Genomic DNA, 16,114 nt, shown 5'->3' on the forward strand with positions numbered 1-16,114 from the left:
GCGCTAGGTGGGGATTCAATTAATGGATTAAAGGTAACCAGTCAATGGCAGCAGCGTCATCACCTACCATTCAATATTAGACTATTGTGGCAAGCGCCAGATTTAAGCTCATTAGTAAACGCGTTATTGAATGATGCGATCCCCAGTGTACATAGTTTGAATTCGGTTATTACGACGGGGCCAAACCTTTTCTGTTTACATGAAGGTAGTGGACTCACAATAGCTTACCGACCACTAGCTCAGCGTTTAGAAGGGCGAGTAAATTGCATTGGTATTGCACCTGATGATGCTTTTGATATGCAATCTGATCTGCAACAATTGGCAAACCACTACGCGAGTGAAATTTTACGTTATCAGCAATCAGGGCCTTATTATTTAGCTGGTTGGTCAATGGGTGCACCGATAGCTTTGTTGGTAGCAAATGCACTTTCAGATTTGGGCCATACAGTTTCAATGGTGCAACTAATTGACAGTTGGAATCCATTTGAATACCAAAACAGCGAGGTCTTAATGTGGCATCAATGGGTCTCAAAGTGGGTTATGCAACATGTTATTGCGCAAGAAGATGAGGTTGAAGCTGTTGTTGAAACTTATATTGCAACCAATACTGAAGCAGTTATGCCATTGGTTGACTTATTGATGCAATATAAAGAGAGCTTTAGCGACGAGATTACTCATTTACCAGCGACAGAATTGGTAACATTAATTCAAGTTGCATATCATTTGTACACTATCTCACGTCGACCAATAAATTATAAAGTGGTGAACGCTGAAAGCATACACTGTTGGTGGTCGAGTGATACATCTACAGAAAGTATTGCCAATTACTATTGTGGGCTGGATCAATCTCTCCCTGAAACTAAATTGGAGTATGATCACCAAGGCATTGTAATGAGTTCTGAGGTATTAGATAGCATTGAACAAGCGATGGAAAAATTTCTATAAGTGTAAATTACTTTAATAATAACTGAGTAAAAGTGCCGTTTTCTTATAGATAACGGCATTTTTTATTGTCTTCTTTTTATCCTTTGAAAAGAGACGATTAGAAGATGCTAACACTGGTATAAATGACCATAAATATTACAGAGCTGAAAAGGCGCACTATATCAAAATGTATAAGATGAAAAGTCCAATAAGATAAGCGGGTGATGAGTGTGAAGTGAGAGGTTAAGTAACCCAATACTGATGATCGGGTTACTGGCGAGATATTTTAGCTTAGTTCGAGTGCATTGGCGATTTCAGCAGAGCGAATGGCTAAGATCGATAAAAGAGAATCACTGATCCCATGTGTCGCTTCATTAATTCCTTGCGTGAATATTTTAGGTTTAAAGGTTTCGACAGTCCGTAATTGATAGTCGCGGGCAATATCATTTTCTAACCATTGAGTTACTGACTCTAATAAAGGTGGTCGCGAGGAATAATGATAGCCTGTTGCGAGTATCATATGGTCATACTTTTCAAACTGACTATTGTGCTGTCCGTGACGCAGGGTCAAACAGATCTTATCTCCAGAGAGAGTCGCTGCGTCAATATGGGTATTATTTTTGATGGAAAAACGGGTTTCGTTTTTTAGCTTTTGTGTGTATAGGCGACCGTATATATCATTTAATAATGGCTCATCGACAACTGCATAATTGGTATTTCTAAATTCAGTTAAAAATGCACTGCGTTGCTCAGGCGTATTTTGGTACATTAAATCAGTGTAGCGAGGGTCAAAGATTTCATTTACAAATGGGCTTGAATCAGCTGGTTTCATTGCCCCTGCACGGAAAACTAAGTCGACTTGCGGTTGATGAGGAATATTTTGCACATCCACGAAGATCTCTGCTGCACTTTGGCCAGCGCCAATTACTGCGACCTTTTCGCCGGGCTTTATTTTGTCTTTATTCATTAAATATTGAGACGAGTGCCAAACGTTTTTATGCTGAAATACATCATTAAATACGTCGGGTATTTTTGCATTACCACCGGGGCTTAAAATGATATTCTTGGCATGGCGAGTTTGCTCATGACCTTCACTGTTACGAGTGGTAATTGCTAAGAACTCAACCCCGTTTTGTTCGATGATAGGGATGATATCGGTCACCTCTTCAGCATAGTGACAGAAGTCGTTAAAATGTGATGCGGCCCAGCTTAAATAACTGTTAAATTCTAACCTTGATGGATAAAACGTTTTTAAATTAATATAGCTATCTAGTCTATTTTGATGATGCAAAAAGTTAGTGAAACTAAAGTGACTGGTCGGGTTCCTTTGCGTTACGAGATCTTTCAGGTAAGAAATTTGCATTGTCGTATCATCAAGTAACATCCCACCATGCCATAAGAAATTGGGTTGTTTCTCAATGAAGCAAACCTTGTCGGTGAGTTTACCTTGCTCTTGTAACGCAATGGCTAAAGCTAGGTTAGCTGGACCAAATCCTATCCCGATAACGTCGTATAATTTCATGTTTGCCTCATCAAAGCGCATTTGCATGCTGCTGTAACTATTAGTAGTCACCATGAGACGAAAGCTTATAATAATTATTTAGGTTTTCTTTATTTTCTTTGTGGTTTTTCATTTTATCGCGGTAAAACAGCGTTGTGAGAGAAAGTTTATTTAGGAATAATTACGATAGTCTAACTTTCTCTGTTGTTGCTTCGTCTAGAGGGTCTAACACAAAGTATGTGCATACGTAAGTTGATGACATACTTTAGACGATTTACTACCAGCGATTAGCGAAGAATTATGACCAGCGTTTGTGATGTCGAACTAAATAATTTGTCACTTAAAAACAAAGCGATTGAGCTCACACAGCACTTAGTGCGATTCCCTTCTATCACGCCTGATGATGCGGGCAGCTTTGATTATGTTTATCAGTATCTAAAAGGATTAGGGTTTACGTGCCAAGAGGTAACTAAGCATGGTGTACGTAATTTAATTGCAACACAAACATTTGGCCAAGGTAAAACGTTTGCGTTTGCTGGCCATTTAGATGTTGTGCCTGCTGGACCTACAGAGCTTTGGACCAGTCCCCCTTTCGCTGGCAATATTATATCAGAGCGTTTATATGGCCGAGGTGTTGCGGATATGAAAGGGGGCATAGCCTGTTTTATTGCCGCTGTAGAGGGACTATTGTCACAGTGCAATAAAGGCAAAATTATGTTGCTAATAACGTGTGATGAAGAGGGGGAAGCGGAACATGGTACATCGTGTATTATGGATACGCTAAACGCATTGGGTACAGCGTACTTACCTGATTATTGCTTGGTTGGTGAGCCCTCAAGTAAGTCGCAGTTGGGTGATACGGTTAAAATTGGTCGACGAGGCTCCTTATCTGGTCATGTTCGCGTATTTGGGCAGCAAGGGCATGTTGCCTATCCTCATAATTGTCAAAATGCAGCGCATAGCGCCATTGTGCTGAGCCAACGTTTATTGGCATTAGAGTGGGATAATGGGTCGATCACAATGCCAGGTACTAGCTTACAGATCACTCAACTCAATAGTGGGGAGTTTGTAGATAATACTGTACCGGGTACAACGGATATTTGCTTCAATATTCGTTATAGTAGCTTACACTCGGAACACTCCCTGAAACAATTGATAAAAAAAGCATTGCGCAGTGACGACGTTCGCTTTGAAATTGAATGGCAGCGACCTTGTGCTCCCTACTTTAATCAAGCTAATAAGTTTGTAAATACCTTGAATTCAGCGATTGAAAATACAGTAGGCATAAAACCCATATTGACGACGGATGGTGGAACATCGGATGGACGGTTTATCGCGTCACGCCACACTGAAGTGATTGAGTTTGGGTTGCGCAATGATAATATTCATCAAGTTAATGAATCAGCATCACTTTCTGATATTGGTGACTTAGCGATGATTTACAAACAAGTAATCGCTGCATTTTGTGTTGATGAAAGGTGAGTTAGTTCCTTCAGAGAAATTGCTTTGGTCTAGGTGTTTTACGAACATGGGGCAATAGACTCTTTTAACGAGAAGGTATTAGGCAATATAGTAACTGCTTTTCGGTTCTTATGATTTAAATGATACACCATTGTTAATTAAGTGTTTTTTTCGAACCTTTATAAATTTTGTTCCTATAATTTTGTCACGTCGTCAAAGATAGTTACTATTTAATGATGATGAGGGTCGAATGACAAGAGTTTGAAAAATCGCTATAAGTATTGCTGTATTACTCAGCGCCTCTGTTTATGCGTCGGATAATGTCAATGTGAATAGCGAAGTAAACGATATTGAAAAAATAGAAGTACTTGGCAAACACTACCGTAATATTGGTGCAACAGGATTACCGCTTGCCATTGGTGATACACCACAATCGATTTCTTTAATTGATGCTGAATATATTGTATTGTATGACTTAAACTCTGTGGGTGAAGCGTTAGAACACAGTACGGCAATTCATACAGATCCTTCACCTTCTGGGCGTGACCGTTTTACGTATGCAAGAGGCTTTGCGATGAACCGTTATTTAGTTGACGGTATGGTCTCGGCGGGTCGCTCTTTTCAAAGTTCATTGCTTGATGCCAGTATGTTTGAGACGGTTGAAGTGATCCGCGGCTCAACAGGTATGCTACAGGAAGTCGGCCAGCCGTCAGGGACTGTTAATCTTATTCAAAAACGCGCACAAGAGGGTTTTTCTGGTTACGTAAATGCTGAACTAGGCTCTTGGGGTAAGCGTCGAGTTGAGGGGGATGTGACAGGTGCACTGACCAATGATGGTTCAATAAAAGCACGTGCGGTTGCGGTTTACGAAAACGTAGATTCTTTTCAAGAGCGTGTTAATACCGCACGTAAAGTGATTTACGGGACAATCAGCGCTGAGTTAACTGATGACCTTTCGGCTTCTGTATTTTGGTCGCAACAAGAAGATGAACTGGATGAGTATTCAGGCGGTTTACCATTTAGCTATAACGATGGCTTTGCGTTTCACGGTGACATTGGTCACAATGACAACCCAAGCTGGGTGTATGAAGATGTCAATCAAGATAGTGTGATGGTTGATCTACAATATTCTTTGAATGATGATTGGTCCATTCAGGGCCGCTACCATCGCTCAGATGTTGAATCAGACGGTATTTATTTTAGTGCAGATTCATTACCGGATGTTGAGTCTGGATTCTATTATTCGTACTTTAATCACTCTGATCGCAAGAATGAAAGTGAGCGGGCTGAGATCAATTTAACCGGTAACTTTATACTTTTAAACCGTGAGCATAATGTCACGTTTAGTGTAGCAGATGCCAGCTTTTCAGAAATTGAAACGCGTACATTTCCTCCGAGCTATCCTGATATAAATGCGAATGATCCTAGCAGTAGCTTAAGTATTCCAAAACCGTTATTTTCTGATCCTTCAATCACCAATTCAGAACAAGAATCTAAGAACTACCGTATTGCGGCTAATTTAAGTTTTGCGGAATCGCTTAATATTCTATTGGGTGCAAATTATAAAGACATTGATTCACGTGCAGGCGCTGGCGATATCTTGAGTGATTGGGTCAACGATAGTGATACTAGCCTATACATTGGCGCAACTTATGATGTAACAGAAGCGGTTTCGGTGTATAGCAGCTATACCGACATTTTTGAATTACCAATGGTGTTCGATAAAAATGGCGATTTACTTGATCCAACCGTTGGTAAAAATAGGGAAATCGGTGCACGTTATTCAACACTTGATGGTAATTTAAATATTGATGTGGCTTTATTTAAGATTAATCAAGAAAATTTCCCTATTACAGACACGAGCGCAGCAGCAGCCCGTATTTATAAGTCAGTCGATGGCGTAGAGTCGAAAGGCTATGAAATTGAAATCAGTGGTTATATTAATGATCATTGGCGCGCATCAATCGCGTATAGTAATTTAAGTCTGTCAGATAACAATGAAGGCCGTATTTCTAAAATTGTGCCTGATAAAGTGGCTAAGTTTAATACGGATTATGAGTTTGACGGCTCGTTAGCAGGGTTAACGGTCGGTGGCTTTATTAATTGGACGGGTGAAAGGCATGGCTTTATTGCTAACCCTGATTGGAGCTTTCGCTATCCAGAGTTAAGTGCTTATACTGTCATTGGTTTAGTGGCAAGCTATGACGTGACGGATAACCTAAGTATTAAAGCAAATATTAATAATGCATTTGACAAAGAATATGAAGGTAAGGTTTCGTGGTTTAGTAGCAGACCTGGCACCCCTCGTAATTACTCTGCACAGATAAATTATCGATTCTAAGATCGCCATACAGTGATACCCAAAAAAGGAGGCATATGCCTCCTTTTTGCTAATGATAAACCGAATTAAATAGGCTTAAAAAGTGGCGCCGCCGTCAATAGTAAGCACTTGCATTGTGGTGTGTGAGGAGAGCTTTGACGCAATAAAAACAACACTACGCGCTATTTCATTCGCAGTGGCAATTTTCTGTAATGGGATCCCCAGTTTATATTCTTGGGCAAAACCTGCAATGACATTGTTAGCACCAGACTCATCTAGCCACATGCCCGTTTGCATCGGGGTGAGCGTGGAACCAGGGGCTATCACGTTACAGCGTATGCCATAATTAGCAAGCTCTAATCCCGCAGTGAGTGTTAACTGAGTAACCGCCGCTTTGGATGCGCAATACGCTGCCATTTTTTGTCTAGGGGTATTCGCTGCATTTGAACCAACCGTGACGATGCTGCCGTTTTGCGTGGTTTTAAAGTGTTCATAACAGGCTTTTATAAATAAAAAAACGGCACTGCTATTAATAGTTTGGCATTGCATCCATTGCGCGAGAGAGAGTTGTTCAATGGTTTCAAACTCTAAAACGCCTGCGACATTAATCAAATTATAAGGTGCTAAACCTTGAGCAACCAATTGACTTAATATTGCTTCTAGTTCCGTTAATTTTGCTAAATCACACTGTACAGATTTATAGAGACAAGCGGTATCGCTGAAGTGTTTGTCAAAGCCGATGACTTTGGCCCCTAGCTTTGCGAAATGCTGCGCAGCGCTGAGCCCAATCCCTTGACCTACTCCGGTTATCCACACGACTTTGTCTTGGTATTCTGCCTTTAATTGTGCATCAAACGACATACTCAGGCTCCTTTATAAGACATTGTACAAGCTCAGATAAGGTAAGAGTCGGCTGATTTGCCCAGTGTATCGCGGCATCAAAAACCTGTGCTTGGATGGCATTGACTTGGCTTGGTTGATACCGTGCTTCGTTCACATCAAAGTCAATGTTCGCAGGGGTATCACCTAGCAAATGAATTTGCAGCATGATGTCATCAGTGGTGCCCGCACTGAGAATATGGCTATGGGTTTCAATGCCTGCATATTTCGGGTTGCTCGTAAACGGCAGCAAGTTAATGGTTGGACCAAAGACGGTCAATGATTTACCTTGCTTTTGCCGGTCGCGTTTTAAAGACTCTACCCGGTAGCTTTGTAATTGTTTCAATGCTTTTATCTGCAGGTTCACTAATGTGGTGGTGTCTTGCAATGTCATACTTTTCGTTAAGTTCAGTGGTAAAGGTAATACATTGCTTTGTACACAAGGCGCTGATAACTCAGCCATTGATTGACGATTCATCATGATAAGGCCGAGTGTGACATGATAATGCTGAGTTTTAGCAATTAATGCGGCGGCGATCGCAGCTAATAGTATTTCCGAGCTACTAGAGTTAATTAATGAAGCGGCCGATTGAATAGTTTGCCATTGAGTGCGCGTAAATTTCTGACTAGTTCTTTTATTTACGGTAGTGACGTCGGCTTTACTGTCGCTAAAGCTGTGAACTTCGCCTATATCATCCAGCCATTGGTTTAATGTTTCGCGTGCCGAATCAACCGTAGCTAAATAGGCGGTTTGTTGCTGTGCCTCCAGCAAGGTTTGTTGATCAGAAAAGCGTAAATTTGGCAGCGTTTTATTTTTCATGAGTGCGTTATAGCTGCGACTCAATGCTTGGCTAAATAGGCCAAATCCATAGCCGTCTAATAATAAGTGGTGCGCTAAAATCATCAAATAATCTTGAGACTCTCCTCTAAGGAGTTGCAACTGCATTAGTGGCTGTGATGATAAGTCAAATGACTGGCAAAACTTTGGAGCCATAAATTGTTGAGCATATTCAGCTATGTGTTCAATATCATGCTCAAGTTGAATGACCTCAATCACAGGGGGCGTATGTGTCGGTTGTAACGCCGGTGTGTAATCTGCATCATGCGGAAAGCGACAACTTAAGGTATCACTGGATTGCCAAACATGATTGAAAGCATGTTGCAGCGTCGTTGCTGCAACTTTACCTTTGAATACCATACATTCAGCAACATTAAATAACTCACCTCGGCCACTAATGGTGTGGAGTAACCACATGGCATGCTGAGATGTCGTCAGTGGCAGAGGTTTTGCTATTGGTTGAGTCATTAGGCGTCCTTGCGTTCTTCCAGCAATTCAACCCATGCAGATAGGGTTGGAATTTGCGCTAGTTCGATGAAGTTAGTCTCAATACCTTGTTGTTGCCACAATGCAATGAGGTTCATGACTTGTACTGAATCTAACCCATAGTCAATCAGGCTTTCGAATTCATCAAATTCATCTGGTTCACAGTCGATAAGTGGCAGAATATGTGCTTTAAGCCCGTCAAGAGAGGTTAAATCTAATGTTTCTTCACCTAATACTTGCGCGGTATTGACGACTTTTCCGCAGCGCTGCGCAACGAAATTCAGCGCCATCTGATGTTCATCATAACTAAAGTCAGCAACGGCATCGGCTATGACAAATGGTTTAATATCACGCATAAATGCATCAACGGCGGTGGTCATTACACCAATATGCGCATAAATGCCGACGATAAGTAATTGGTCGCGGTCTGAGCTTATTAAGCGTTCCTCAAAATCACACTTTTGAAATGCACTGTAACGCCATTTGGTTAAAACAATGTCTTTGTCAGTTGGGGCAAGTGCATCAATGACAGGCTGCTGCGTTGGGTCTTGTAGGCCATCCCCCCACATATCACGTAATAAACCGCGTTCCTGAGTGCCTTGCTTAATAGGCTGAGCAGTGTAATAAACAGGAATATCATGCTCATAGCAATAATGTTTTAATGCTTGTATATTGGCGATAATGGCATCGATTAGGGGGTTGTTCTCACCGTAAAAATTAATGAAATAATGCTGCATATCATGGATAAGCAACGCAGCGCGTTGCGGATCAACTTGCCACTCAACACGGTTCTGGGGCAGTTGTGCTTCTCGTGGTAATGGGTAATGACTTAACTTTGGAATACTCATAATTAATCTTATTGTTGTTCAAATGTAGCACGCAGTGCTTTTTTATTGACCTTACCGACTGCAGTTAATGGCAGTGCTGCAACGAATTGGAATTTATCCGGAACTTTAAAATCAGCGATACCTAATTGGCGTAAGTATTTTCGCAGCACTAAGGCGGACAGTTTGGTTGTTGGGTTTTCTTGCAGTACGATAAAGGCGCAGCTTTTCTCTCCAAGGGTGCTGTCTGGCATCGACACGATAGCCACATGTGCAATGTCGTCATGACCTAAAAGTAAATTTTCCACCTCTTCGGCGGCAATTTTCTCACCGCCGCGATTTATTTGATCCTTGTCTCTACCTTCAACAACTAAATGTCCTGATGGTAACTGTTTAACTAGATCGCCGGAGCTATAAAACCCTTCATCATCAAACGCATCAGCATTGTGGAGCGGAGACTTATAATACCCCCTAAAAGTGTATGGCCCACGCGTAAGCAATCTGCCAACGGTACCTGATGGAACGTCATTTCCTTGTTCATCAACAATTTTAATTTCGTCATCAGGGCTAATGGGTTTACCTTGAGTATTTATGACAGACCATATGTCGTCATCATGACGTGTGTAATTGACCAGGCCTTCAGCCATGCCAAATACTTGCTGTAATTGACAGCCTAAAATGGGTTCGACTTGTTCAGCAACGCTAATACTCAGCTTTGCGCCACCCACTTGGATGAGTTTTAGACTCGTTAAGTCATATCCAGCTTGCGCCGCATGACTGAGCCATAACTGGAGCGCTGGTGGTACTAATGCTGTGTGGGTTATTTGGTAGTGCTCAATTAATGAAAAACAGCTCGTTGGACTGGGATCAGCTGCCAGTACCACGCTCCCTCCCACGTGGAATACGCCAAGCGCACCAGGTGAACTTAACGGAAAGTTATGTGGTGCGGGTAAGGCACATAAATAGCGTGTTTCGCCATCAAGTTGGCAGATTTCTGCACTGGCAACCACACTATATAAATAGTCATTGTGGGTGCGAGGTATTAACTTGGGTGTACCGGTACTGCCACCACTTAGTTGAAAGAACGCGACGTCACTGGGATTTAACGCGGGAGCATTGAACTGCTGATCTAGTAAGTAGGCCTGTTTTAATTCACTATTGCCTTTGTGATGATCTACTATCACCGTGCTAAGGCAATTAAAGCGATTAAATAATTTATGAGTGAATTGATCATCGTTAAATAGCTCATGCATAGAAGAGGCTATAATGAGCGTAGGTTGTAGTATTTCACAGTAGCTTTGTAATTCGGTTTTTTGATGGTTAAAGAGTGCGCACACCGGTGCGATGCCGAGTTTAAGCAACGCAAAGTAGCTAATATAAAACTCAATACAATTGGGCAGTTGGATAAGAGCCGTATCGTGCTGCTTTAAGCCTTTTTGCGCCAAACTAGCGGCTAAATTACTACTATATTGCGATAATTGCTGGTAACTAACCGAGCGCTTGCCATCTGCGAGCGCGATACCATTACTATTGGTTGCGAGCTGTTCTTCAAGTAAGCAAGTTAATGGCTTGTCTTGCCAATACCCTTTTTCACGATATCGCTGTGCTAAATCGGTTGGCCAAGGAGTGTATTCAATGCTCATAATTCAGCTTTCTCTTTTAGGTTGGATAATTGCTGAATATCTTTTAGCTCTAAGCCTAATGCATTCAGCATTGTTTTTAATTTAGCATCTGTTTCTTGCCATTCGAGGGCTGGCTCCGAGGCCGATACGATACCTGCACCCGCAAATAAACGAGCTTGATATTTCTCAAGTTGGGCGCAGCGGATCACCACCACCCATTCGCCATTGCCATGTTGATCACACCAACCAATAATACCTGAGAATAAATCTCGACTATGTTTTTCAAGGTCTAAAATGTGTGAGTAGGCTGCTTTAGTTGGTTTGCCACATAAAGCAGGCGATGGGTGTAATTTATTAGCGATATCAAGAATGTGCGTATGCTGGTTTTGTAATTCACCTTTTAATTCGGTAGATAAATGCCACATAGTTGCTGTGCTTAATAGCGAGGGTTCGAGTGGCACATCTAATGTGTTACAAAAAGGGGTAAGCACTTTTTCCATATCTTCAATCACGACAGCGTGTTCAAAGCGATCTTTATGGGAGTTAAAAAGTGCTTTTTTATGCTTGGCCTCTTGCTCCGCTGAAGCTGCTCTGGGGATTGATCCAGCTAATGGGTTGCTTAAAACATGTGGGCCATGCTTGGCTAATAGCAATTCAGGGCTGACCCCCATGAGTGTTCTATGATCATTGACAGGAAATGAAAAGTGGTAACCATTGCGACTTTGTTGCAGCAGCTGTGATAAAACAAGCTCTTTATTTATTGGGTCTTTAAACGTGAGATCGACTTGTTTACTCAGGACTATTTTTTCTAATGTTGTTTCGGAAAATAGCTGTTTTGCAGCATTGACGGATGACTTAAATTGCGCTTGATTTTGTAAATATGTCACAGCTTCTATGTGATTTACTTTTTTATTTAAGGTGCTTAGCTCTGCCTTTAACCAGCTACTGATGGCCGGTCTTTCCCAGCGTGTGGTTTTATTTGGGATGATGAAGTGGGCTTGTTGTGTTTTGCAAAAAGGCAGAACTCCAAACGCTAAAGTACCCTCTGGTTGCTTAGTGAGCTGCTGCTGCACGGTTTCAACTAATTGCTGAGTATTGTTGATAGGTGATGTAAAACGACTTTTGATCCCTTGGGTAACAATACATTGTTCCCCAGACATAAATAAACAGTCGCGTTGACTTTGAAAGTTTAGTGTTTTGTTGGGGTCTGGCATTTCAAAAGCATGCTTCATATACATAAGTCACCTTGTCGTGATGGTACAGCTGTGCGCAGATTAACGATGTAATCTGACGCAAACATTATTTTTTCAAGACGAGGGTCATTGCAAAAGATTTAGTCTCTTACTCGCGATTAGCACTGTAGTGTGCAATATGCTTTGGTAATTTAGGGCAGTCATTACAGTGAGATTTATTTGGGACATCATGTAATAAGCAGCAGTGGTTACGGATCCGATAGGTGCCGAAAGAGTTTGTAAGCATAATGGGTTTACTGTAAAGCGGGTTAATATGGCCATTGATATAACGCTCACTCAGCAACATACGCTTTTCGTTTGCCAAGTGTTCTGAGTGACCGAGTGCGTGCTCAATAGCATGTAAGAATTGGTTGAACCGAAAAGTACAATTACTCCAAAGCACTTTATTTGAGATCGAAAAATGCTGCTCTAGCCAATCATGAAGCGGGGCTAAATGATTGAAAATGAGGTCTGAATAGCGGGTTTCTATGCTTGTACCATATAAACTCATACCTTGATCTGGCAGCTGTAGTTGTTGTAATTGTGTATGCCAAAAGACGCTTTTTAACGATAACGTCAGCGGTTGCTGTAAAACAGTATGGGCGATAATAATACTGGGAAGTATTTGCAAAGTGTAATGCATATGCCAAACAGAGGCTTGGCTTCTTGACTTTGCTACTCCTTTGCTCAGTGCAAAAGTACTCACTTCATGGCGTAGCATGCCATTTTTCATCTGCTCATCAAGCGTGAACGCAGTATGTCCAGTGTGTAAGCCAACCCCTTTACCATAGTTGGCAAAAGGGCCGCTTAAATAAGGGGATAGAATGGGCAGCATATGACGGTATAGAGCCTTTAGTTTATGTGTATAAGTGAACTTTCTATGACTAAGACGAATTGACACTGAATTTTTTTACTGGATCCTCGTCTTGTATCTAATTGAACTAAGTTAGGGTTAATTGTGTTAGGGCATTTAATAAAAAAAACGCGTTGGCGTTTTCTCGCTACCGCTGCGAGCAGTGTGCTGTTTGGATTGATCAGTGTATCGCTTGTCGCACTGATTAATGAGATCATTAATAGTGAAAGTGACCAGCTAGATCAAAAGTTTATCTACTTTGCAGTTTTGGCGATATCTGGAGTGGCTTTGCAATTGTTTTCTAAACTTATATCAGAACAATTGAGTGAACAAAGTCAGGCTGTGATAAGAAGTCAGGTTGCAGAGCTGGTTATTTCTGCCAAATTAGAGAGTATGGAAAAGCAAGGGGGCGCAAAAATTAAATCATGCCTCACGGAGCATAGCTTAAAAGTTGCTACTTTCTTTAAAAACTTACCTAACATACTGACGAATGCCATGATTGTTCTGGGTAGTCTGGGATATATGGCTTGGCTCGATTGGCAGGTGTTTTTATTTGCTTTATTAACCTTATTTTTGGGCTCTGCAGGTTACAGTTTGGCAAATGCGAAGGCGTATAAAAAGGTGTCAGAAGCAGCAAGGTTGCAAGATGAGCTTTTTGTACACTTTGATGCGATTGTCGAGGGTGCAAAAGAACTTAAATTGAATCAGAGCAAACGGCAAGTATTTTTAAAGGACGTCTTAGGCCAAGCCATTGATAAATTGAAAACGCGTAGAGTCGCTGGGGCGAGTATTTACCATTTAGCTGCGTCTTGGGGTGGGTTTAGTATTTTTGCTTTTATTGGTGGGACGCTTTATTACTTGTCAGGCGTTGACTCTGATAGTGGCAAGATCATGTCAGGATTTGCGCTGTTATTTTTATACATGCTTACTCCATTGGAGGTTATGCTCGAAGCGATCCCGCGTGCTTTTGAAGCGAAAGCATCAGCCAAGACAATTGCGGAGTTTCAAGATGATCTTGAACAAATAGAGCAGTATTCCAATCAAAAAATAACCAGCTTCTCTCAGCTACATGTTAAAGAATTAAGTCATAGTTATTACCATGAACAAAGTGATGAAGTCTTTGCGCTTTCCCCTATAAATCTGACGATTAATGCCGGAGAGTTAATTTACTTAGTCGGAGGCAATGGCAGTGGAAAAACCACCTTTGCGAAAGTGTTTAGTGGTTTGTATGCCGCTAACAATGGACATATTACTGTTGATAACACCATAATAGAGGCGCCCAGTTTAGATAATTACCGCCAACTATTTAGCACAGTGTTTACGGATTTTTATTTATTTGACCGTTTATTAGGCGTTGCTAATCAAGCATTAGAAGATAAGGGTAATGCACTTATTAAAAAGTTAAACTTACATCATAAAGTGGCTATTAAGGATGGTGCGTTTACCACCAGAGACTTATCTCAGGGGCAAAGAAAGCGTTTAGCATTAGTTGTTGCTTATTTAGAAGATCGTGCATTTTACTTATTTGACGAATGGGCGGCCGATCAAGATCCGTTATTCAAAGATGTATTTTATAAGGAATTATTACCAGAACTTACGGTCAGAGGTAAAACGGTATTGGTGATCACCCATGATGACAAGTACTTCCATTTGGCTGATAGGTTGCTGAAGATGGAAAATGGTAAATTAACAGAAGTACCTGTGATGAAGAACACGCAAAGTATTGCTTAATAGGAAGTAATACAACAAAAAGCCCGCGTAATGTACACGGGCTTTTTTTATTTCATTTTTAAATCACACGAGAAAAACGGGTGTTTTGTAGTTGGTTTTGTAAATAGACATCAAAGCACATACAAATAATTCGAATGAACAAGTTACCTTTACGAGTAATGGTAATATGAGACTCAGACAGTATGACTAACCCGTCATCGATCAAGGGTTGTAAGCTTTTGAGCTCCCGCTCGAAATACTCAAAAAAATGAATTGAATGGGCATGTTCAATGTCTGCAATACGCAATGAAAAATGGCAAATAAGTTGTTTGATGATATCAGCTCTAAGTACATCATCGGGATTGAGTATCACGCCTTTGCTCAGTGCGCAGCCTGTTTCTGAAATCGTCTGATAATAGCTTTTTAGCGCTTTATGGTTTTGTAGTATGGCGTTGCCAATTTGTGAAATTGACGAGACGCCTAAACCAAGTAAGTCACACTCGCCATGTGTTGTGTAGCCTTGGAAGTTACGATGCAGTTTACCCGTGTTTTGCGCAATGGCGAGTTCATCCGCTTTTTTGGCAAAATGGTCCATGCCAATAAATTGATATCCCGCCTCATTCATTTGCAGTAGGGTATTTTTAAATATGTCCAACTTTTGCTGAGGGGTTGGCATGTCAGACTCTTTCAGTTTACGTTGCGCAGCAAATCGCTCTGGTAGATGCGCATAGTTAAAAACCGAGACACGATCAGGACTCAGGGCAATGAGTTGCTTGATGCTATCAGCAAAGCTTTCAGGCGTTTGGTGAGGTAAACCATAAATCATATCGGTATTAATTGACGCGAAACCGAGTTCACGCGCTTGACGAACTAAGGTAATTACACCATCAACATGCTGTGGACGATTGACCGCAGCTTGTACTTGATCGTTAAAGTCTTGAATGCCAAAAGACACTCTGTTGAATTTAAGCGTGTGTAAGGTCTTCAACATATTTTGCTCTAAAGCGCGTGGGTCTATTTCAATACCCCGCTGTGCATCATCTTGAAAGTAAAAATGTTGCTCTAATATTGATATTAACCGTGTCATTTGTGTAGCAGTTAAAAACGTCGGTGTTCCTCCCCCGAGATGCAGTTGCTCTATTTTATACGCTTTAAAAAGAGGTGCTTGCAATTGAACTTCTTTTTCTAGGTGATCTAAGTAGACATCGGCTTTTGATTGATGACGAGTGATTATTTTATTGCAACCACAGTAATAGCAGAGTTGGTGACAAAAAGGGATATGAATGTACAGTGAGAGTGAATGGCTGCTTGAACGCTCAATGGCAGTGAGTAAATCGCTTTGCTGGGAGCCACTTTGTAAAGATAATGCGGTGGGATAAGAGGTGTATCTTGGTCCTGACACATTATATTTATTGATCAGGGTATCATCCCAGGTAGGTGTATTCATGACGACGGCACTCACTA

The 16,114-nt window shown here is 41.2% G+C and carries 12 protein-coding genes; 4 read left to right on the forward strand and 8 right to left on the reverse strand.

Going from position 1 to position 16,114, the window contains the following annotated elements; all coding sequences use genetic code 11:
* Window positions 1–945, forward strand: a 945-nt coding sequence (locus CWC18_RS11455; protein ID WP_138592873.1) for a thioesterase domain-containing protein, incomplete at its 5' end; no start/stop codon positions are given.
* A gap of 265 nt (window positions 946–1,210) precedes the next feature.
* On the opposite strand, the gene CWC18_RS11460 is transcribed toward CWC18_RS11455, so the two are convergent.
* Window positions 1,211–2,446 carry a lysine N(6)-hydroxylase/L-ornithine N(5)-oxygenase family protein gene (locus CWC18_RS11460; RefSeq protein WP_171041092.1) on the reverse strand — a complete coding sequence of 412 codons (1,236 nt, stop codon included), beginning with the start codon at window positions 2,444–2,446 and terminating at the stop codon, window positions 1,211–1,213.
* Window positions 2,447–2,725: 279 nt separating this feature from the next.
* Between CWC18_RS11460 and dapE the strand changes: the two genes are divergently transcribed.
* Window positions 2,726–3,907: a succinyl-diaminopimelate desuccinylase gene (gene dapE / locus CWC18_RS11465; protein WP_138675295.1), complete on the forward strand. Its 1,182-nt coding sequence runs from the start codon at window positions 2,726–2,728 to the stop codon at window positions 3,905–3,907.
* A 307-nt stretch (window positions 3,908–4,214) separates the two neighbouring features.
* Window positions 4,215–6,227, forward strand: a complete 2,013-nt coding sequence (locus tag CWC18_RS11470; RefSeq protein WP_171041093.1) for a TonB-dependent siderophore receptor — start codon at window positions 4,215–4,217, stop codon at window positions 6,225–6,227.
* Between the two features lie 75 nt (window positions 6,228–6,302).
* Here the strand turns inward: CWC18_RS11470 and CWC18_RS11475 are convergent, their stop codons facing one another.
* From CWC18_RS11475 to fhuF, 6 genes are all read right to left on the reverse strand, one after another.
* Complete coding sequence (locus tag CWC18_RS11475; RefSeq protein ID WP_138592877.1) at window positions 6,303–7,067, reverse strand: SDR family NAD(P)-dependent oxidoreductase; 765 nt, start codon at window positions 7,065–7,067, stop codon at window positions 6,303–6,305.
* Complete coding sequence (locus CWC18_RS11480) at window positions 7,057–8,391, reverse strand: condensation domain-containing protein (RefSeq protein WP_138592878.1); 1,335 nt, start codon at window positions 8,389–8,391, stop codon at window positions 7,057–7,059. The genes CWC18_RS11475 and CWC18_RS11480 overlap by 11 nt, the downstream gene beginning before the upstream one ends.
* Entirely contained in the window at window positions 8,391–9,257 is an 867-nt protein-coding gene (locus tag CWC18_RS11485; protein WP_138592879.1) for an isochorismatase family protein, read from the reverse strand. The genes CWC18_RS11480 and CWC18_RS11485 overlap by 1 nt, the downstream gene beginning before the upstream one ends.
* 8 nt (window positions 9,258–9,265) lie before the next feature.
* A complete protein-coding gene (locus tag CWC18_RS11490; protein WP_138592880.1) occupies window positions 9,266–10,876 on the reverse strand; it encodes a (2,3-dihydroxybenzoyl)adenylate synthase in 1,611 nt (536 codons plus the stop codon).
* Window positions 10,873–12,093 (reverse strand): isochorismate synthase, encoded by a 1,221-nt coding sequence (locus tag CWC18_RS11495; protein ID WP_138675297.1) that lies wholly within the window; start codon window positions 12,091–12,093, stop codon window positions 10,873–10,875. The genes CWC18_RS11490 and CWC18_RS11495 overlap by 4 nt, the downstream gene beginning before the upstream one ends.
* Window positions 12,094–12,196: 103 nt before the next feature.
* Entirely contained in the window at window positions 12,197–12,922 is a 726-nt protein-coding gene (gene fhuF, locus CWC18_RS11500; protein ID WP_138675298.1) for a siderophore-iron reductase FhuF, read from the reverse strand.
* Between the two features lie 123 nt (window positions 12,923–13,045).
* Here fhuF and CWC18_RS11505 point away from each other — a divergent pair, with 123 nt between their 5' ends.
* Window positions 13,046–14,671 (forward strand): cyclic peptide export ABC transporter, encoded by a 1,626-nt coding sequence (locus CWC18_RS11505; protein WP_138675299.1) that lies wholly within the window; start codon window positions 13,046–13,048, stop codon window positions 14,669–14,671.
* Window positions 14,672–14,729: 58 nt separating this feature from the next.
* Here CWC18_RS11505 and hemN read toward each other — a convergent pair whose 3' ends face one another.
* On the reverse strand, window positions 14,730–16,097 hold the full coding sequence (gene hemN, locus CWC18_RS11510; protein ID WP_138675300.1) for an oxygen-independent coproporphyrinogen III oxidase: 1,368 nt from the start codon (window positions 16,095–16,097) through the stop codon (window positions 14,730–14,732).
* Window positions 16,098–16,114: the final 17 nt, after the last annotated feature.

This window comes from Pseudoalteromonas aurantia, assembly GCF_005886875.1.
GTDB classification, from domain to species: domain Bacteria; phylum Pseudomonadota; class Gammaproteobacteria; order Enterobacterales; family Alteromonadaceae; genus Pseudoalteromonas; species Pseudoalteromonas aurantia_A.

Excerpts from the sequence above, each read along its gene's own strand:
- CWC18_RS11490 (WP_138592880.1), bottom strand. The coding sequence starts at position 10,876 with ATGAGCATTGAATACACTCCTTGGCCAACCGATTTAGCACAGCGATAT.
- CWC18_RS11480 (WP_138592878.1), bottom strand. The coding sequence starts at position 8,391 with ATGACTCAACCAATAGCAAAACCTCTGCCACTGACGACATCTCAGCAT.
- CWC18_RS11495 (WP_138675297.1), bottom strand. The coding sequence starts at position 12,093 with ATGTATATGAAGCATGCTTTTGAAATGCCAGACCCCAACAAAACACTA.
- fhuF (WP_138675298.1), bottom strand. The coding sequence starts at position 12,922 with ATGCTGCCCATTCTATCCCCTTATTTAAGCGGCCCTTTTGCCAACTAT.
- CWC18_RS11460 (WP_171041092.1), bottom strand. The coding sequence starts at position 2,446 with ATGAAATTATACGACGTTATCGGGATAGGATTTGGTCCAGCTAACCTA.
- CWC18_RS11485 (WP_138592879.1), bottom strand. The coding sequence starts at position 9,257 with ATGAGTATTCCAAAGTTAAGTCATTACCCATTACCACGAGAAGCACAA.
- dapE (WP_138675295.1), top strand. The coding sequence starts at position 2,726 with ATGACCAGCGTTTGTGATGTCGAACTAAATAATTTGTCACTTAAAAAC.
- CWC18_RS11475 (WP_138592877.1), bottom strand. The coding sequence starts at position 7,067 with ATGTCGTTTGATGCACAATTAAAGGCAGAATACCAAGACAAAGTCGTG.
- hemN (WP_138675300.1), bottom strand. The coding sequence starts at position 16,097 with ATGAATACACCTACCTGGGATGATACCCTGATCAATAAATATAATGTG.